Source organism: Ensifer sp. LC163 (assembly GCF_001695855.1).
In the GTDB taxonomy this organism is placed as follows: Bacteria; Pseudomonadota; Alphaproteobacteria; order Rhizobiales; family Rhizobiaceae; genus Ensifer.
The window spans coordinates 211,377-230,915 of the sequence record NZ_MBSS01000012.1 but is presented as its reverse complement, the minus strand read 5'-3'; the positions used below and the strand labels follow the sequence as shown (position 1 = coordinate 230,915).

At 61.3% G+C, this 19,539-nt stretch carries 16 protein-coding genes; 8 read left to right on the top strand and 8 right to left on the bottom strand.

Translation table 11 applies throughout. From position 1 onward, the window contains the following. The first annotated feature begins 130 nt into the window (after positions 1–130). From BC360_RS10970 to gmk, 5 genes are all read left to right on the top strand, one after another. The gene (locus BC360_RS10970; RefSeq protein ID WP_003531676.1) at positions 131–367 is read left to right on the top strand and encodes an acyl carrier protein; all 237 of its coding nucleotides are present in this window, start codon (positions 131–133) and stop codon (positions 365–367) included. Positions 368–588: 221 nt separating this feature from the next. Continuing rightward, positions 589–1,854, top strand: a complete 1,266-nt coding sequence (fabF, locus tag BC360_RS10965; protein WP_065795197.1) for a beta-ketoacyl-ACP synthase II — start codon at positions 589–591, stop codon at positions 1,852–1,854. A gap of 366 nt (positions 1,855–2,220) precedes the next feature. Next, positions 2,221–3,408, top strand: coding sequence for an endolytic transglycosylase MltG (mltG, locus tag BC360_RS10960; protein ID WP_065787250.1), 1,188 nt, complete (start codon positions 2,221–2,223; stop codon positions 3,406–3,408). Positions 3,409–3,512: 104 nt separating this feature from the next. Further along, on the top strand, positions 3,513–4,400 hold the full coding sequence (locus BC360_RS10955; RefSeq protein ID WP_065787249.1) for a YicC/YloC family endoribonuclease: 888 nt from the start codon (positions 3,513–3,515) through the stop codon (positions 4,398–4,400). A gap of 3 nt (positions 4,401–4,403) precedes the next feature. Next, on the top strand, positions 4,404–5,063 hold the full coding sequence (gene gmk, locus BC360_RS10950) for a guanylate kinase (RefSeq protein WP_065795196.1): 660 nt from the start codon (positions 4,404–4,406) through the stop codon (positions 5,061–5,063). 305 nt (positions 5,064–5,368) lie between these two features. Here gmk and rsmA read toward each other — a convergent pair whose 3' ends face one another. From rsmA to lptF, 6 genes are all read right to left on the bottom strand, one after another. Beyond that, entirely contained in the window at positions 5,369–6,196 is an 828-nt protein-coding gene (gene rsmA / locus BC360_RS10945) for a 16S rRNA (adenine(1518)-N(6)/adenine(1519)-N(6))-dimethyltransferase RsmA (protein WP_065795195.1), read from the bottom strand. Next, positions 6,196–7,224: a 4-hydroxythreonine-4-phosphate dehydrogenase PdxA gene (gene pdxA, locus BC360_RS10940; protein ID WP_065795194.1), complete on the bottom strand. Its 1,029-nt coding sequence runs from the start codon at positions 7,222–7,224 to the stop codon at positions 6,196–6,198. The genes rsmA and pdxA overlap by 1 nt, the downstream gene beginning before the upstream one ends. Before the next feature lie 15 nt (positions 7,225–7,239). Then, positions 7,240–8,181: a peptidylprolyl isomerase gene (locus BC360_RS10935; protein WP_065787245.1), complete on the bottom strand. Its 942-nt coding sequence runs from the start codon at positions 8,179–8,181 to the stop codon at positions 7,240–7,242. Positions 8,182–8,364: 183 nt separating this feature from the next. Beyond that, a complete protein-coding gene (locus BC360_RS10930) occupies positions 8,365–10,713 on the bottom strand; it encodes an LPS-assembly protein LptD (protein ID WP_065795193.1) in 2,349 nt (782 codons plus the stop codon). Beyond that, positions 10,713–11,795: an LPS export ABC transporter permease LptG gene (gene lptG / locus BC360_RS10925; protein ID WP_065787243.1), complete on the bottom strand. Its 1,083-nt coding sequence runs from the start codon at positions 11,793–11,795 to the stop codon at positions 10,713–10,715. Before lptG ends, BC360_RS10930 begins: the two co-directional genes overlap by 1 nt. After that, positions 11,792–12,961, bottom strand: coding sequence for an LPS export ABC transporter permease LptF (gene lptF / locus BC360_RS10920; RefSeq protein ID WP_065787242.1), 1,170 nt, complete (start codon positions 12,959–12,961; stop codon positions 11,792–11,794). Before lptF ends, lptG begins: the two co-directional genes overlap by 4 nt. A gap of 325 nt (positions 12,962–13,286) precedes the next feature. On the opposite strand from lptF, the gene BC360_RS10915 reads away from it, so the two are divergent. Both BC360_RS10915 and BC360_RS10910 read left to right on the top strand, forming a co-directional pair. Then, positions 13,287–14,777: a leucyl aminopeptidase gene (locus tag BC360_RS10915; RefSeq protein ID WP_065795192.1), complete on the top strand. Its 1,491-nt coding sequence runs from the start codon at positions 13,287–13,289 to the stop codon at positions 14,775–14,777. Positions 14,778–14,818: 41 nt separating this feature from the next. Then, on the top strand, positions 14,819–15,268 hold the full coding sequence (locus tag BC360_RS10910) for a DNA polymerase III subunit chi (protein ID WP_053246931.1): 450 nt from the start codon (positions 14,819–14,821) through the stop codon (positions 15,266–15,268). A gap of 284 nt (positions 15,269–15,552) precedes the next feature. On the opposite strand, the gene BC360_RS10905 is transcribed toward BC360_RS10910, so the two are convergent. After that, positions 15,553–16,479: a Gfo/Idh/MocA family protein gene (locus BC360_RS10905; RefSeq protein ID WP_065795191.1), complete on the bottom strand. Its 927-nt coding sequence runs from the start codon at positions 16,477–16,479 to the stop codon at positions 15,553–15,555. Between the two features lie 227 nt (positions 16,480–16,706). Between BC360_RS10905 and BC360_RS10900 the strand changes: the two genes are divergently transcribed. Next, complete coding sequence (locus tag BC360_RS10900; protein ID WP_065787239.1) at positions 16,707–17,549, top strand: GNAT family N-acetyltransferase; 843 nt, start codon at positions 16,707–16,709, stop codon at positions 17,547–17,549. Positions 17,550–17,591: 42 nt separating this feature from the next. Here BC360_RS10900 and BC360_RS10895 read toward each other — a convergent pair whose 3' ends face one another. Beyond that, positions 17,592–19,481, bottom strand: coding sequence for an ABC-F family ATP-binding cassette domain-containing protein (locus BC360_RS10895; RefSeq protein ID WP_065795190.1), 1,890 nt, complete (start codon positions 19,479–19,481; stop codon positions 17,592–17,594). Positions 19,482–19,539: the final 58 nt, after the last annotated feature.

Here is a 19,539-nt window from a genome sequence, read left to right as displayed (position 1 = left end):
TTGGCTGCCCTGGGTTTGCCGCGGTTCTGGTTGGATGGATTGCCCGTTGGACCGTCTTGGTCTATCAGGCTTATTGAGAGTACCGGTGCCAGAAAGGCGCCCAGAGAAACGAAGGTCGAGGAACTCCGACATGAGCGATATCGCAGAACGCGTAAAGAAAATTGTTATTGATCATCTTGGCGTCGACGCCGAAAAGGTCAGCGAAGGCGCAAGCTTTATCGATGACCTCGGCGCGGACTCGCTCGACACCGTCGAACTGGTCATGGCATTCGAAGAAGAATTCGGCGTCGAAATCCCGGATGATGCCGCGGATTCGATCCTGACTGTCGGCGACGCCGTCAAGTTCATCGAAAAGGCTCAGGCCTGATCCTTTACGGCCAAGCCGTAGACGGGCCGCGTTCAGCGGCCCGTACCAGCCCAGGGGAAGTGGGCTGTCTCGCGCTGAGCGCGGGGTTCTCGATCAGCAATGCGGGACCGCATTTCCCTCTGATCGTTGCAATAAGAACTTAAAATGGATGCACGGATCGGGTTCGTCACGCGTGGTCCGATCCGGCTCTGAAATTGAACAGTCAGGGTGGGTCGCGGACTATGAGACGTGTCGTTATCACCGGTACCGGCATGGTATCTCCTTTGGGTTGCGGAACCGAGGCAACTTGGGCGCGCCTGATCGCAGGCGACAATGCTGCGCGCAAGGTCACGGAATTCGAAGTCGAAGATCTGCCCGCGAAGGTCGCGTGCCGCCTTCCGTTCGGCGACGGCTCGAACAACACGTTCAATGCCGACGACTGGATGGAGCCGAAGGAACAGCGCAAGGTTGATCCTTTCATCGTCTACGCGATGGCGGCTGCCGACATGGCGCTGGCCGACGCCGGCTGGAAGCCCGAAAACGACGAAGACCAGATTGCAACCGGCGTCCTGATCGGCTCGGGCATCGGCGGTCTCGAAGGCATTGTCGAAGGCGGCTACACGCTGCGCGACAAGGGTCCTCGGCGCATTTCGCCGTTCTTCATCCCCGGCCGTCTGATCAACCTTGCCTCGGGTCAGGTTTCGATCCGCCACAAGCTTCGCGGCCCCAATCACTCGGTTGTCACCGCCTGCTCGACCGGCGCACACGCCATCGGCGATGCAAGCCGCCTGATCGCGCTCGGCGATGCCGACGTCATGGTGGCCGGCGGCGCCGAATCGCCGATCTGCCGTATCTCGCTGGCGGGTTTTGCCGCCTGCAAGGCGCTCTCGACGCAGCACAACGATGATCCGCAAAGGGCATCGCGTCCCTATGATGTCGACCGCGACGGTTTCGTCATGGGCGAGGGCGCCGGCATCGTGATCCTGGAAGAGCTGGAGCACGCCAAGGCGCGCGGCGCGAAGATCTATGCCGAAGTCGTCGGCTACGGCCTTTCCGGCGATGCTTTCCACATCACAGCGCCGTCCGAGGATGGCGACGGTGCCTACCGCTGCATGCAGATGGCGCTGAAGCGCGCCGGCCTGACGGCGGCTGATGTCGACTATATCAACGCCCACGGCACCTCGACCATGGCCGATACGATCGAGCTCGGCGCCGTCGAACGGCTCGTCGGCGAGCATGCCTCGAAGATCTCGATGTCGTCGACCAAATCGGCGATCGGTCACCTGCTGGGTGCTGCCGGCGCGGTGGAAGCGATTTTCTCGGTACTGGCGATCCGCGACAACATCGCACCGCCAACGCTGAACCTCGACAACCCCTCCGTCGAGACCAAGATCGATCTGGTGCCGCATGTTGCGCGCAAGCGCGAGATCAACATCGCGCTGTCGAATTCCTTCGGCTTCGGCGGCACAAACGCTTCGCTGGTTCTGCGCCGCTACACCGGCGTTTGATATTGCCGAGGTTATCAACGGGGCGATGCGCGTCACCGCCCCGTTGATCCTGCTTTTTGCCGCATTGCTCGCTACAAGCATGTAGCAGGAGGACGTGCCGCCTTTCACAGGGATTGGCGCTGCCTGACGGCTATGTTCGCGCAAGGCACATCTGACAGTTTGTTGTATTGCTATTGCCGGGCGCATGTTGGCTGTCTTCGAGCGAAACGCCGTTGACCGGCGGGTGCGCCGAGACCATTTATTCCACTGCCAACCCCAAGGGATGGCTGCGGCTCAAACGTTTTGATTTATACCTGCCACGGTCCAGGCCGAAATTCGCACCGCGGCAGCTAGAATGAGGATGCGAATTTCGGGTTCGGGACAATCGTGAGCGACTCAAACGAGAACGGCGCGGCGCAATTCGGCCGCAGTGACACCGGGAACAACGGGCCGATCATTCCGAAATCGGCCAGCGAAGCCTTGCGGCCGGAGAAGGCGCCGCAGCCGCCGAAGCGTTCGCGCAAGGCGCGCAGCCAGGTCGTGATCTTCCTGAATTTCGTCATGACCGTGATCGTTTTCGTCGCGCTCGCAGCGGCAGGTGCGGTCTATTATGCGATGCACCAGTACGAAAAACCAGGCCCGCTGGAAGCCAACAAGAACTTCATCGTCAGAAGCGGCGCCGGTATCAGCGAGATCGCCAGCGGCCTCGAGCGCGGCAACATCATCACCGATGGCCGCGTCTTCAGGTTCGTCTCCGAGGCTTACCTTGACAACGACACGCTGAAGGCCGGCGAGTACGAGATCAAGGCTGGCTCTTCGATGCAGGAGATCATGCAGCTGTTGAAATCCGGCAAGTCCATTCTCTATTCCGTGTCGCTGCCGGAAGGTCTGACGGTCAAGCAGATGTTCCATCGCCTTGCCGATGACGAGGTTCTCGTCGGCGACCTGCCGCAAGAACCGCCTGCCGAAGGTTCGTTGAAGCCGGACACCTATAAATTTACGCGCGGCACCAAGCGCGTCGAAATCGTCCAGCAGATGGCGGCTGCACAGAAGGCGCTGGTCGAGCAGATCTGGGAAAAGCGCGATCCGAACCTCCCCGTCTCGACCGTCGAGGAGTTCGTGACCCTTGCGTCGATCGTGGAGAAGGAAACCGGGCGCGCCGACGAGCGCCCGCGTGTTGCCTCTGTCTTCATCAACCGCCTCGATAAAGGCATGCGCCTGCAGTCGGATCCGACGATCATCTACGGCATTTTCGGCGGTGACGGGAAGCCGGCGGACCGGCCGATCCTGAAGTCGGACCTGGACAAGGATACGCCCTACAACACCTACATCATCAAGGGCCTGCCGCCGACGCCGATCGCCAACCCGGGGCGCGCCGCACTGGAAGCCGTTGCCAATCCGTCGCGCACGCCAGAGCTCTACTTCGTTGCCGATGGCACGGGTGGCCACGTCTTTGCCGCGACATTGGATGAACACAACGCCAATGTTCGCCGCTGGCGCAAGGTGGAAGCCGAGAAGGCAGCCGAAGCGGCGAAGGCCGCCCAGGACGCGGCAACGACGGCGCAGCCTCAGTAACAGCCGCCTGCACTGTGGACGGACGAATCACGGCGCGGATATCCCTTGCGGGATGCCGCGCCGTCGCCTTATTGCTTTTTCCAGAAAGCGTAACGGAGGTGAGGATGCCGCTCCAATCAATGACCGGCTTTGCCCGGAGAGAAGGCAGCAGCGGCCGCCATCGCTGGGCCTGGGAACTGCGCTCCGTCAACGGCAAGGGCCTCGATGTCAGGCTTCGCCTGCCGCAAGGCGTTGAACGGTTCGAGCCGGACGTGCGCCGGCTCGCTGCGGAATTTTTCTCTCGTGGAAATCTGCAGATCAGCCTGTCCGTCAGCGGGGTGGAGAGCGCGGTCGAAGCGGTGGTGAACCAGGCTGCTTTGACGGCTGTCTTGAACCTGCGCGAGCAGCTCGGCGACCTCGTGGATCCCGCGCCGCTCAAGTTCGATACGCTGCTGGCGATCCGCGGCATTGTCGACTTCCGCGAGCCCGAGGAAAGCGAAGCGCAACGCGCCGCGCTCGACGACGATATTCTGACGGGCCTCAAGCTCGCTCTGACCGATCTGCGCGAGATGCGCGAGGAGGAGGGAGGGGCACTCTGTCAAATCCTGTTGGCGCAGGTCGACACCATCGAAAAGCTGACGGGAACGGTCGAGGCCGATCCCTCGCGCAGCGCTGCGGCAATTGCTGAAAGGCTGGCGCAGCAGGTGGCACTGGTGATGGGTAACGGCTCTTCGCTCGACCGAGACCGGCTGCATGCCGAAGTGGCACTGCTTGCCACCAAGGCAGACCTGAGGGAAGAGTTGGACAGGCTCGGTTCCCATGTCGTCGCTGCCCGCGATCTGTTGTCAAAGGGCGGGCCGGTTGGCCGAAAGCTCGATTTCCTGGCACAGGAATTTAACCGCGAATCGAATACGATCTGTTCCAAGTCGAACGCCGCTGCGGTATCCGCAGCCGGCATCGAGTTGAAGGTTGTGATCGATCAGTTCCGCGAACAGGTTCAGAATCTGGAGTAACGCATGAAATCGGCGACCCCTTCGCCCATCAAGATCGCCCGCCGCGGGCTGATGCTCGTCATCTCCTCACCCTCGGGTGCGGGAAAGTCGACGATCGCGCGCAACCTGCTCGAAGCCGATCCCGAGATGAGCATCTCGGTGAGCGTGACCACGCGTCAGCGCCGTCCGAGCGAAATCGATGGACGGCACTATCACTTCAAATCGATTCGCGAGTTCGAAGCGATGCGGGCGACCGACTCGCTGCTGGAGTGGGCCGAGGTTCACGGCAACTTCTATGGCACCCCGCGCGACGCCGTCGAAGCTGCGATGGCCGCAGGCCGCGACATGCTCTTTGATATCGACTGGCAGGGCGCGCAGCAGCTTCAGGAGAAGATGGCCGGCGATGTCGTCTCGATCTTCATCCTGCCGCCGTCGATGGCCGAGCTGCAATCGCGGCTGCATCGTCGGGCCGAAGACAGCGAGGAAGTCATCGCCACCCGCCTGGCCAATTCGCGCGCTGAAATCGAACATTGGCGCGAATACGACTATATCGTTCTCAACGACGATCTCGATCGTGCCTTCTCGGCGGTGCGCGCGATCGTCGAGGCCGAGCGCCTGCGTCGAGACCGCCGCCCGGGCCTGTTCGAATTCGTCAATGGACTTCTGACGGAAAACCCGTTCTGACGAGAAGGCGTGGCCGGCAATGCTGGCCACGGCCGATAAGCGGTATTGCCGGTACGCTTGTCGCGCCCGCGAAGCCGTAGCGCCCCTTCGGGCGACATGTCTTAAACCGCGTCGCGATCCTTCAGATTCGCTTACGACGCTTTACAGCGCCGCGCGTCAAACATGACGCGCTAAGGACGCTGTAACACTTTAAACTTACTGAATAATTCCTTAGATCGATTCCGATTTAAGGAATTATTCAGTAAGCTCTTGTGTTTTCGCATGTCGTTATCGCAAGACCGCTGCGCACTTTTGCGCGACATGCGTTAGAGGCAGTTTGCCAGCCGGCAGAATTCTTCAACGGAAAGTGTTTCAGCGCGCCGCTGCGGATCGATATCGGCTTTTGCCAGCAGCGCTTCGCCACCGAGCGGCTTCAAGCTCTGGCGGAGCATCTTGCGGCGCTGACCGAAGGCCGCATGCGTCACTTTCTCCAGCGACGACACCGCGCACGGGATAGGATTGGCCACCGGCTCCAGGTGCACCACTGAGGAGGTCACCTTGGGCGGAGGCGTGAAGGCCTGCGGCGGCACGTCGAAGGCCATGCGGGCGTTCGTTCGCCAGCCGCAGAGGACCCCCAGGCGTCCATAGTGATCGTCGTCGGCGTCCGCGACGATCCTCAAGCCCACCTCGCGCTGGAACATCAGTGTCAGCGACTGCCAGAAGGGTGGCCAAGTCTTTGGCAGGAGCCAATTGACCAGAAGCTGCGTGCCGACATTATAGGGTAGGTTGGCGATGATCTTGACGGGGCCGTCACCGCCGATCTCCTCGAAATCGATCTTGAGCGCATCGCCTTCGATCACGTCGAGCCGGTTCGGATAGTGATCGGAGATTTCGGCAAGCGCCGGCAGGCAGCGGGCATCCCGCTCGATCGCCACGACCTTCTTAGCGCCAAGCGCCAGGATCGCCCGCGTCAGGCCGCCGGGGCCCGGGCCGACTTCGATGACGGTCATATCCTCGAGCGGACCTGCCGTCCGGGCGATCTTCTGAGTGAGGTTGAGGTCGAGCAGGAAGTTCTGCCCAAGCGCCTTCTTGGCGTCGAGGCCATGGCGCTGGATTACATCCCGCAGCGGCGGGAGCCCATCGAGAGCGGCCATCAGACGATAACTCCTGCGGTATTCCTAGAAAGCTGAGCTGCGAGCTCCAGAGCTGCAAACAGGCTCTCGTCCCGGGCGATGCCCTTACCCGCAAGGCTGAAGGCGGTACCATGGTCGGGCGACGTGCGGATGAAAGGAAGGCCGAGCGTGACATTGACGCTGTCGTCGAAGCCGAGTGCCTTGGCAGGGATCAGTGCTTGATCGTGGTACATGCAGATCGCCACGTCATAGGTCGTGCGGGCGCGGTCGTGAAACATGGTGTCAGCGGGCAGTGGCCCGGTCGCGTCTATGCCTTCCGAGTGCAGCCGTTCGACAACCGGACGGATGACGGCATCATCTTCGGCACCGAGTGCCCCACCTTCGCCTGCATGGGGATTGAGCCCGGCGATTGCCAGCTTCGGCCTCGATAGGCCGAAGCGTGTGCGAAGATCCGCCGCGGTGATGATACAGGTCCGATAGATCAGATCCGCCGTCAATTGGGCGGGCACGTCTTTCAGCGGGATGTGGATGGTCACCGGCACGGCGCGAAGCTTGGGGCCGGCCAGCATCATGACCGGCAACAGGGTCTCGCCGGTAGCCTTCTCCGCGAGATCCGCAAGGTATTCGGTATGGCCCGGGAACCGGAAGCCGGCTTCGTAGAGCACGGCCTTGGCGATCGGGTTGGTGACGAGAGCCGAAGCTTCGCCATCCATGACCAGCTTTACGCCTGTGTCGATCGAGCCCGTTACAGCCGGAGCATTGGCGGAATCCGGCTCGCCGGCGATGACGGGAGAAGGGCAGCGCACCGGCAGAATGGGCAAGGCGTCGGTAAACGTGGAGACGGCAGCTGCGCAGTCGGTCTCGCGGATGGCAACCGTATGGCCGAGCAATGCTGCCCGCGCCGCAAGAACTGTAGGGTCGCCGATGAAAATGAACGGCGGCGTCGAGCGTTCGCGGCGACCAAGCCAGGTGGTCAGACTAAGGTCCAGTCCGATCCCGGCTGGATCGCCCATGGTCAGGGCGAGGGGCCCGCCGGTTGTGTCACGCATTTTTGCCCGCTGATCTTACTTGTTGACGATCTGCGCCTTCTTGCGCAGCTCCTCGAGGTACTTTTCGCTGTTCGGATCTTCGCCGCCAGCCTTCTTCTTGCCGAGGTCCTCGGCGCGGAAGACGACTTCTGCTGCGGTGTCGTCATTGACCTGGCGCTTCTTGCAAATCGCCAGGAATTCGACGCCCTTTTCGGTTACGCGCGTTCCCGTCGTGTTGCCGTCGCCGGCCTTCTCGACGAGCGGCTTCCATTCGTCCGGCAACTGCTGGGCCAGCATGCGGCCGAGATCACGGATAGAAACGTCACGGTAGTTTGCCGCGAAGACCTTGGCGGTATCGCATCCGGGGAACTGTCCACGCGCTGCGTTGGCTTCCGCTTGACGCTTGCCGGTAATGGCGCCGCGCTTCTTCTCCGGAATGACGAAGATGACCTGCTTGAGATAGTATTCCGTGGTGACGGGCTTGGTGCCGCCGCCTTCCATCATCCGCTTGACGAGATCGGCGCCTTGCAGGCGATTTGCGCTGCCGAAACGGAAGTTGACGGCGCGCGGCCAGCTCATCTGCACCGCGATGAACTGCTTGAAGTGGTCCGAACCAACGCCGGCCTGATCGAGAATCTTGCCGAGCTGCTCCGGCGAAAGCTTGTTGCCGGCTGCAAACCGCGCATAGGCCGCGTCCACGTCCTGCGTGCTGACCGACTGGCCGATCCGCGCGATCTCGGCACGCTTCAGCACCTCGTCGACGAGCTGCTTCTTGGCTTCCTCTGCACCACCGCCCTGACGTTGCAGGCGGAGGAAAGCGGCACGCTTGGCAATGTCGCCGGAGGTGATCACGGTATTGTTGACCGTTACCTTCACCTGACTTGCAGCTTGCGCACTCGCGCAAACCGCAATGCTCAGGCTGCCGGCCAAAGCCAGCGCCGAAAGCGTCCTCAAGATCGACATTTTCCCGCCCATCATCTTTTCCTGTCCTTGGCGCGGCCAAAGCCCGGTGCTTCGATCCGCATCCCGGCTCACGCCGTTGTTTTATCTTGTCGGAGGGAATGCATAATACATGCGGCCAAACGATGACAAGACCGTTTGGCCGGCCCGATAGCGGCAGAGGGGCAAACAACTGGCGAATGCCCCTCCGATCGAAATGTATCAATAATAGTCCAGTTCTTCGAACTTCGTATCGCCGACATTGACGTCGCCGAGGGTGCGGAAGCTGATCCGCGCACCGATCGACCAGTCGTTCGCAATCGTGCTGTCGGTATCGCGTTCCTGCTTGTAGACGAGCGAGAACAGCGTGTCCTGATCGTCATAGGTGATGCCGAAGCCGTTGCGCGAGATGACATCATTGTTGATGTCATAGGTTATCGCGCCGAAGACGGACCAGTAATCGTGGAACTTGTAGGCTGCCGCGGTCTGGATTTCGTCCTGGTCGCTGAGCGAGCCGTAAAGCGGCTGCGCCTCGATGCGCGTATAGGTCATTGCCGCCTGCCAGGTAAGGCCGAGATAACCCACGGTGGCATCGGCGCGACGCAGCGCCAGATCCTCTTCATCGAGACGACCGGAAAGGCTGGCCATCAGGCCAGATGGCGCATCGACACCGAACATGGCGACGTAGTCCGAGCGCGTCGTTTCCAGACCGGAATTCGCACCTGCCTTGACCAGGTCGTCCGTTGCGAACGAGTTCAAGCCGCCTAGTTGGTAGGACTGGCCGACGATGCCACGCAAGCCGTAGCCGCGGTCAAACGTTCCGGTATAGCGAAGACCGACGTTGGCGCGTGTGCCGCCTTCGATGCGGTCGAAGCCGGAGAATTTGTCGCGATCGAACAGGTTCGTCGCGTCGAAGACAAAGCTCTGCGCATCTTCGTTGGGCAGGCCGCCAGCAAGTTGTTCGTCGGGACGGGCGTAGACCTGGGCGATCGGCTCGAGAACGTGGCTGCTGCCGTCGCCGACGAACAGGATCGGATAACGCGCCTCGAGACCTGCCGTCAGCATGCGCCGCGTCGCGGCATCACTGTTGTCGTAGTCCCCGGTATAGCCGGCACCCGGAGGCGTCATGTTCAGGCCGAGCGCATCCCCGCGCGCGGCGAGCAACGGCGTCAGGACGATCCCGCCCGGAGCGATGTAGGTCCGCTTCCATTCGAGCTCGGCCGTCAGGCGGTGCGACGTGCCCTCGAGGCCCCGGAACCTGTCGGTGCCGTTACTCGTATCAAGATCAAGCCGGTTGCGCTTGATGTTGGTTAGGTTCACCGTCGCCGAAAGCTCGCCACCCAATACCGGTCCCGGAGCCACGTAGGAATAGTCCAGAACCTGTGCGGCAGGCTGCTGGTTTTCAGCGATGCTGTTGGCGTCTGCGTCCTGGATATCGAAATAGAAGGCGCGCAGGTCGAAGTAATTCCGCTTGCCAAGCCCGGTGAGATAGGCCTGGTTGACGTAGGTCGTCCCGTCGAATGTCGACAGTTCGTAGGTCTTGGCGAAATTGTTGTCGGATTGGACGAGCACGTCCCAGCCGAAGGTCCAGCGCGGGTTGATGTCGAATTTGCCCTTGGAGGCGACCATGCCGCGGTTCGTTTCGAGCGCATCGACCGTGCCGGGCGTAAAGCGGCCCTTGTCCAGCTGGCTGATGCCGGCGAAACTCAAGGTGTGAAGGCCGTTATGGAAGCTCTGGCGGAATTCGCCTTCGAGCAGAAAACCCTGGCGGCTCAGGCCCGTCACGGTGGCGGTCGCGTCCATATAGGGCGAGATCGCCCAATAATAGGGGACGCCCACGCCTGCGCCGAGCTTCTGCGTGTACTGAAACTTCGGGAACAGGAAGCCGCTCTTGCGCTTGACCGTGTGGTCCGGCAGCTCCATCACCGGAATATAGGCGATCGGCTTTCCGAAGAGCTCGAAGCGGGCGTTTTCCAGCCGTATCGTCCGCGTCCGTCCATTCTGGATAACGCGTTGGGCCTTGATGTGCCACAGCGAGCGGTGTTCGGGCTTCGTCGTGCAAGGCGTGCACGCGGTGTAGACAGCCTCGTTGAGGATGAACTCTTCGCCGTTCCGCCGCTCGCCGCTGGTTGCGGCAAGCCGTGTCAGATCGGTCGTCTCGATGCGCATGGCATCGACGAAGCCGTTGCCGAAGTCATCGGTGACGTCCATCTTTTCGGCGTAGACGATATTGCCGCCCGGCTCGATCAACTGGATTTCACCGGTGGCATGAATGCGGCCCGACTTCTGGTCGTATTCGACCTGCCGGGCCACCATCTTGTAGCCGCCGTAGTCGATCTGCACGTTGCCGCGCACGATCACCTTCTCGGCGTCCTTGTTGTAGACAAGCTCATTGGCGGACAGAAGCAGCTTGGCATCTTCCGGCATGTTCGGGCGCAGCGAATCAAGGCGCTCCGAAGTCTGCTGTGCGAGCGCGGGCGCACTCATTCCCATGGCAAGTGTCTGCAGCGCCACGCCTGCGAACAGGGCAGCGTTGATCAGCTTTGTACGTTTGCGGTTGCCTACCGCCACTAGCCATCCTCCTGATTTAAAAGAATCGTCGAGCCCAGCGCCATCGCTACAACAACTGGCAACCAGGCTGCAACGAAAGGAGGCACAATACCGCTGCTCCCGAATGCTTTGACAAGCACGGTGACGACATAAAGCACGAAGCCCGATAGGATTCCACCGAGAATTACCGAGCGCGATTGGTTGAACCGGCTAAATTTCAGCGACACGCACGCGGCGATCAGCGTCATGGCGACAAGTAGCAGCGGTAGTGACAACAGTGAGTGGAATTGGGTTTCCATGCCGTTGGTGGAAAAGCCAAAGGAGCGCGCCACTTCGATCTTCCGCGGGAGGTCAAAAAACTGAATGGAATCAGCCTTTGCAAGCCTTTCCTGAACAAACTCAGGCTTCAGATTGGTGCGCAGTTGTGCCGTTTGCAGACGGCGAGGCAGCTGTCCACTGCTCGTTTCCGTGACGTCGTTAAGAAGCCAGTAACCATCTTCGAGTTTCGCCGAGGCCGCATCCTGTCTCAGAATGATCGAACCCTGTGGATCGAAGTGGATGACGGTGACGTTCAGAAGCGTGGTGCCGCCGTCCTGAACCGAGCGCGCGCCGATGATCGTATCGGTGCCCTGATAGATCTGTCGCAGCCACGGGATCGAGCCGGCATCCGAGGTGCGCGATGAACCCAGGGCAGCAAGCAGGGCCTCTTCCTTCTTCGCACCCCAGGCTGCGAGCGGGTTGAGCGCGAGTACGGCGAGTACACCGAACAGGAAGGCGCCGAGGACGAACGGGCGCAGGAATTGCCACACCGAAATGCCCGCGGCCCGGGTGACCACCAACTCGTAGCGCCGGTTGAGCGAGATCAGGGCCGCCATCGCCGAGAAGAGCGCGACGAAGGGCACCGTCTGCTGCAGGATGGTCGGGATCCGGAACGCGCTGATCAGCAACGCGCCGGTGATCGAATAACGCGGAAGGCTGGACAGGCGGCTCGCCTGCTCGCTGAAGTCGATGATGAAGACGAGCGAAAAAATTCCGACCAGAAACCAGAAGGTTGTGACGGCGTAGCGGGTCAGGAAGTAGCGGCCGAGCGTAGTGAAGATCACGATGCGTTGCTCCCGTCAGATGCGGGGCGAACGAGGCGAAGGCGTACCATCAGCTCGGACAGTTTCTCCTGCCAGGTCATCGGAATGTCGAGGCGCCGGTTGCTGACGAGCTGGTGAATGGCCAGTGCGCCGGTCGCAAGGGGCACGATATACATCAGCGGAACGAACCAGACTGAATCTTCGGCGCTGTTGCCCGCATAGAAAGTCATCCACCGAATGACCAGCGCAGAACCGAGCGCACTGACCATCGGATGGACGCGCGCCTCGCGGTGTGAGCGTGCATCGCTGCAGAAGACAAGCGCGATGAGGCCGAACAGCAGCGGGAACGTCCATTCCGTCAGGCGGCGGTGCAGTTCGGCGGTGAAGGCAAGTGGGTTGCCCTGATAGACCGGATCATTGGGGTCCGGGTTGAAAAGATTGGGAAGGTCGCGATCCTTGGCGCGGATCGTCGCTTCGCGCGTCGTCTTCGTCATGTCGGTCAGATCGAAGGCATAGGAATCGAACTTGATGATCGATACGCCGCCGTCCGGCAGTTTGCGCTGGACTTCGCCGTCCTTCATCACCAGCGCCGAGCTCTTCTCGTCCACCGCACCTTCGCGCGCATAGTAAACGAGCTCGAAAGCCGGGTTGCGCGAATCGGCAACGAAGATCCCCTGAAGCACGCCGCCGCCGCGCCGGCCGCCAACCTGGACATAGAGGCCGTCGGTGATCTTGCGGAAAGCGTTCTCCTGGACGACCGAGGAAAGCAGGTCTGCATTGGCCGTTGCCAGCATCTTGCGCACGGCGACGCGCGAATAGGGCTCGACGAAATTGTCGACCACGAAGGAGAGGACGCTAAGGCCGACGGCGAGATAGATGATCGGCCGGATGATCGTCGTGCGCGAGCTTCCGGCGGCATTCAGCACCGTCAGCTCCGAATCGGTATTCATCGTCGTCAGCGTCTGGGTCACGCCGATCACCAAGGCGAAAGGCAGAATGATCGGTACGACCGAAGGCAGAATGAGCGTTGCCAGCTTGAGGAAGGCAAAGACGGATTGCCCGCTATCGGTAACCAGATTGACGTTGGTAAGGGCCTGCGTCGTCCACACGATGCCGAGCAACGGCAAAAGTGTCGCGAGGAACATGGTCATGGCACGCCGGAAAATGTAGCGTTCGATCAGCTTCATGTCCGTTTCCGGTCCAAATCCCTGCTCATGTTTCTGTGCCGCACCGCTGCATCGAAACGCCTGTTTCTGCCGCCGCCATCGGCGGGAACCGAGCTTCCGTCTTACGTCCGGCGTCGCTCGAATTGTAAAGCAACTGGGATAATCTAAGGCAAAGAACCTCGGTTAACCGCATGTAAACATCTGCGGGCATCTTGCCAAGCCGTTGAAAACCGAGAAGGGTGCGGACCACAGCTTTGACGGTGGTAGACGCAGCGAATGTTTGTCACTGTAACCGCCCGGTAACAGGGTGGGTCGAGTAAGACCGAGAAATGCCCGGAGTTTTGTAATGTCTATGAAATTTGAGTTCACCTTCGCCAAGTCCCATCGCCCGGCGGGTGGTGTCGCCGTCCTCCTGAAAGCTGCCGCAGGCCAGGCAGCGGGCGCCGATGTCGCCGATCCGGAAGGCGTGCTGGCCAAGGCGACGAAGGTCAAGAAGTTCAGCGGCAAGGCGTTCTCCACCCTCGATATCATTGCCCCGCATGGCTCGCCGGCTGACCGGATCATTGTTCTTGGCCTCGGTGATGCTGATGCCTTGACCGATCATGATTGGCTGAAGGCAGGCGGTGCCACAGCGGCGAAGTTGCGTGGAGCCGACAAGGCCACGATCTTCATCGACGTTCCCGATCTCGACGTCACCGGCAAGGCGGCCGCCGACTTCGCACTCGGTATGGAAATGAACGCCTACAGCTTCGACGGCTACAAGACGAAGAAAGCGGACGACGATGCCAAACCGGCGGGCAAGCCGGTGAAGGTTACCATTGTTACCGGCACGGTGATTGCTGCGAAGAAGGCTTTTGCGACAGCGCAGGCGGTCGGCGAGGGCGTCTTCCTCGCCCGCGACCTGGTCAACGAACCCGCAAACGTCCTCGGTCCGCTGGAGTTCGCCGCCAAGGCGAAGGAGTTGGAAAAGCTCGGCGTCGAGGTGGAAATCCTCACCGAAAAGGAAATGAGGAAGCTTGGAATGGGGGCGCTGCTCGGCGTTGCCCAGGGCTCGACGCGTCCGCCACGGCTGGTCGTGATGCAGTGGAAGGGCGGCAAGCCCAAGGGTCGCCCGGTTGCTTTCGTCGGCAAGGGCGTCGTGTTCGACAGCGGCGGCATCTCGATCAAGCCCGCGGCCGGCATGGAAGAGATGAAGGGCGACATGGGGGGCGCCGCCGCGGTCACCGGATTGATGCACGTGCTCGCTGCCCGCCACGCCAAGGTCAATGTTGTCGGCATCATCGGGCTCGTGGAAAACATGCCGGATGGCAGCGCGCAGCGCCCAGGCGACATCGTTACTTCGATGTCCGGACAGACGATCGAGGTCATCAACACCGATGCCGAGGGACGTCTGGTTCTATGCGATGCGCTCTGGTATTGCAACGACCGCTTCAAGCCGCAGGCCATTATCGACCTGGCGACGCTGACGGGCGCCATCATGGTCGCCCTTGCGACCCATCACGCCGGGCTGTTTTCGAATGATGACCGTCTTGCCGGCCAGTTGCTGGCCGCCGGCATTGCCACGCAGGAGCGTCTGTGGCGCATGCCGCTCGGCAAGGAATACGACAAGATGATCGACAGCAAGTTTGCCGACATGAAAAACACCGGCGGACGTCATGGCGGCGCGATTACGGCGGCGCAGTTTCTGAAGCGCTTCGTTGGGGATACGCCCTGGGCGCATCTCGATGTCGCCGGCACCGCCATGGGCTCGCCGACCGACGAAGTCAATCAGTCCTGGGGCTCGGGCTTCGGCGTTCGCCTTCTCGATGAGCTGGTCCACGCGAGCTACGAGTCCTGAGCGGTATTGCGAGCCGTAGTGAAGGCCGTGGAGAGATCGGTATGACCGAGATCCTTTTCTATCACCTGACGGAATCGAAGCTCGAGGATGCGCTTCCGCCGCTGCTCGACAAGAGCGTCGAGCGCGGCTGGAGGGTGGTGGTGCAGACGGTCGATGCCGAGAGGCGCGATGCGCTCGACACGCATCTCTGGGTTTACCGGGACGAAAGCTTCCTGCCGCATGGGACCGACGCCGGTGAACTGGCTGCCGAGCAACCGGTTCTGCTCGTGGCCGACGACGGCAACCACAACGCAGCAACCGTTCGCTTCGTCATCGATGGTGCCAATCCGCCACCGGTCGAGACCTACGAGCGGATTGTCTTCATGTTCGACGGCTACGACCAGGAGCAGCTCGAAGCCGCCCGCGGTCACTGGAAACGGCTGAAAGGCGAGGGCCACAGCCTCACCTATTGGCAACAGAACCGCGACGGGCGCTGGGAAAAGAAAGCCTGAACGACGCAACCGAACTGCTTCATGACGAAAAAGCCCGCGGCAAGATCGCGGGCTTTTTCTCTCGGTCCTGCGTCGAAGCTTACAGCGCCGCGCGTCAAACATGACGCGCAAAGGACGCTGTAGCGCTTTAAACTTCCGGCATAATTTTATCCTTAAATCGGATCCGATTTAAGGAATTATGCCATAGAGCCTTTCCAGGAAAAGTGCGAAACGGTTTTCCGTCAGGAAATGCGTAAAATCAAAGAGATCGAGCGTTTTCATGACTCTGTTTAAGACGGAAATGCTCAGTCGTGAAAGGCTTCGACGAACTTGCGTCGGCCAAGCATGAACGCATCGGCGACGTGGCGCAGCGGCGCCAGATCGACGTCCGAGGTCTTGGCCCTGATGATTTCGGCGAAACGCTTGTAGAGCATCGGATATTCCTGCTCCGGCTCCTCGTGCACGATCTTGCCGTCGAGCGAGAGCTTTGCACCACCTTCCGAAAGCACCATTTCTCCGGCATCGGTCTCAGCGACGATGTCCCAGCTCTGTTTGCCGGTCTGGCGCCAGTCGAACTCTGCAGAAACGGCCAGCTTGTTCGCATCGGTGAAGGCGATCGTGGCAGCGATCGGGGCGTCGCGGTTTTCCGGGAATTCCAGCGTGGCTGCGGTAATGAACAGCGGCCGCGGCAAGATGTGCGTCACGATCGACAGCGCGTTGATGCCAGGATCGAAGATGCCGAGGCCACCCGCCGCCCAGATCCATTCTTGGTTCGGGTGCCAGTGGCGCACATCTTCCTTCCAGATGATTTTCACATCGCGGATTGTCGTTGCCGCGAGAAACGATTTCGCCGCCCCTACGGCCGGGGCATAGCGCGAATGCCAGCTTGCAAACAGCGACAGCCCCTTGGAAGCAGCCAGGGCTTCCAGATCCGCGACTTCGCTCAACGTGGCGCCGGGCGGTTTTTCGAGGAAGACGTGCTTGCCGGCATCAAGGGCGGTGCGCGCCGCCTCGTATCGGTATTGCGGCGGCATGCACAGCGACACGGCCTCGATTGCGGGAACCGCCTCCAGCATCGCCTCGATCGACTTGAAATTATCGATGCCATCGACGGTGCCGTGGCGGCTCGCAGCGGCAATCAGCCGGTAGTCGCCGTTCTTGGCAATGGCTGGCAGGTGTTGGTCACGAACGATCTTGCCGACGCCGACAAGCGCGATTTGAATTGGAGGCATGGTGTTTCGCTCATATTAGTATGATTTATTGTCGGTTCTTGTAGCAGATTGCGCGGCGCGGGCAAGCTCTGCCGAAGAGATGCGAGCCCGGTTTGCCGAACGGCAAACAAACGGGACCGGGCCCATTCTCTCCGGCCTCTTGCGCCCTAGCTTCTACAATCCATGATGCCGATCCACATGGTCAGCAAACGCGACACGCGTGGAAGCCGGCAGAACGAGGAGAGATTATGCGCCATCAAATCCGTCATGCCAGTCGCGACGAGCTCGATGCCATCATCGATTGGGCGGCTCGCGAAGGCTGGAACCCGGGGCTAGACGATGCTGCGGCATTCTGGGCGGCGGACCCGGAAGGATACTGGGTGACGGAGCGCGAGGGCAAGCTGGCTGCCTCCATTTCGCTGGTGCGCGATGATGAGAACTATGCCTTTCTCGGTTTCTACATAACGGCACCGGATTTTCGCCGGCAGGGCATCGGCAGCCAGATGTGGCAGCAGGCCCTGGCGGCGGCCGGACAACGCATCGTCGGTCTCGATGGTGTCGTTGCCGAGCAGGAGAACTACCGCCGGTCCGGCTTTGTCCTCGCCCACGCCAATATTCGCTATGGAGGCATCGTCGACGTGGTCGAGCCTCCGGGCACGGACCTGGTGGAGGTCGCGCCCGTCCACATGCCGATGCTGATCGACTACGACCGCCGCTTCATGCCGGCCCGGCGCGATGCCTTTCTCACCGAATGGCTGAGGCAGGGCCGGACGCGTCGAAGCATTGTGTTGCTTCGGGACGGCGCGATTGCCGGTTATGGCACGCTGCGCGCCTGCCGGCAGGGCTACAGGATCGGCCCGCTCTTTTCCGAGAGCGAGACGACCGCCGACCTGGTGTTTCGCAAGCTGGCCGCGACGGTGAAGGGGGAGGAAGTCTATCTCGACATTCCCGAGCCGAATGTCTCGGCGCGGGCACTGTGCGAGCGCTACAACATGAAGCCGGTTTTCGAAACGGCGCGGATGTATCGCGGCATCGCACCCGATCTGCCGCTTGCCCGGATCTACGGCATCACCACGTTCGAACTCGGTTGACCGGCGATCACCTGTCGGAAGGGCCAGTTCGAAAGCGTGGAATCAACTGGCCATCGCGTCTTCGTATTCGGCCGAGAGCTCAAGCCATTGTTCCTCGGCATGCGCAAGCTTTTCGACCGCGTCGGAGCGTTCCTTGGCCTTATGTGCGGCTTTCGCCGGCGACTTTTCGTAGAGTGCGGGGTCGGCGAGTTCAGTGTCGAGCGTCTGAATCACTTTCTCCAGTTTTCCTGTCAGCGATTCGATTTCGTTGATCTTTTTCCTCAACGGGGCAAGCGACGCGCGCTTGTCCGCATTGGCCTTGCGCTGGTCCGCCTTGGACAGGGAATCGTCCGCTCCGGTAACCTTCGGCTTGTCTTCCTTCGCCTTCGGGCCGCCAACGATCAGGCTTCGATAGTCTTCCAGGTCGCCGTCGTAGCTCGTCACCGTTCCGTCCCGCACGAGCCACAGCCGGTCGGCAGTCGCCTCGATCAGGTGGCGGTCGTGCGAAATCAGGATCACGGCGCCGGAATAGTCGTTGAGCGCGGTGATCAACGCATTGCGGCTGTCGATATCCAAATGGTTGGTCGGTTCGTCGAGGATCAGGAGGTTGGGTGCGTCAAAGGCGGCAAGCCCCATCAGCAGGCGCGCCTTCTCGCCGCCCGAGAGATCCTTGGCGGGCGTTTCCATCTTTTCGGTCGCCAGGCCCATCTGCGCCACGCGGGCGCGCACCTTCGCTTCCGGCGCTTCCGGCATCCGGCGACGCACGTGCTCGACGGCGCTTTGCGTCGGGATCAGATCGTCCAGCTGGTGTTGCGCAAAGAAACCGACCTTGAGGTTCGGCGCGATCTTCAGTTCGCCGGATTCAGGCGCCAGCCGTCCGGAAATGAACTTGGCGAAAGTCGACTTGCCGTTGCCGTTCGATCCGAGCAGCGCGATGCGATCGTCGGTGTCGATCCGCAGATTCAGGCGCTTGAGAATCGGTTTGCCGGGCTCGTATCCAACGGTGCCGCCGGTGACGGCGATGATCGGTGACGCGGCTTCCTTCTCCGGATCGGGGAAGGAGAAGCCCTGGACATGATCCTCGATCACCGCGGCGATCGTGCCCATGCGCTCCAGCGCCTTCACGCGGCTCTGCGCCTGGCGGGCCTTGGTGGCCTTGGCCTTGAAGCGGTCGATGAAGCTCTGAAGGTGCTTGCGTGCGGCGTCGTTCTTGGCCTTCGCCTTCATCTGCAGCTCGTCGGCTTCCGCCTTCTGCCGCTCGAACTGGTCGTAGGGCCCGCGATAGAAGGTGAGCTTCTTCTGGTCCAGATGCACGATGGCGTTGACCGCCGTGTTCAGCAGGTCGCGGTCGTGGCTGATGATGATGACGGTGTGCGGATAGCGGCGAATGTAATCCTCGAGCCAGAGCGTACCTTCAAGGTCGAGATAGTTGGTCGGCTCGTCGAGCAGCAGCAGGTCCGGCTCGGAAAAGAGCACGCCTGCGAGCGCCACCCGCATCCGCCAACCGCCGGAGAAGGAGGAGGCCGGACGCAGCTGAGCTTCGTGATCGAAACCGAGACCGGCGAGAATGCTCGCGGCACGCGCTTCCGCCGAGTGGGCGCCGATATCGGCAAGCCGGGTCTGGATTTCGGCTATGCGGTGCGGATCGGTCGCGGTCTCCGCTTCGGCGACCAGCGCCGTGCGCTCCTTGTCAGCCTTCAGCACGATCTCGATCAGCGGCTCCTCGGTGCCGGGCGCTTCCTGGGCAACCTGGCCGATCCGCGCGTTCTTGGGCAGCGAAATCGTGCCGGCTTCCGAAGCGAACTCACCGGTAATGATGCGGAACAGCGTCGATTTGCCGGCACCGTTTCGTCCCACAAGCCCGGCCTTCGTGCCGGACGGCAGCGTCATGGATGCGTTTTCGATGAGGAGACGGCCCGCGATGCGGGCGGAAAGGCCGGAAATCTGGATCATTGCGGCCTTTTGCCCGGACTTGAGGCGGAAGGCAAGAGGTGCGTGGCGACTGCTGTTT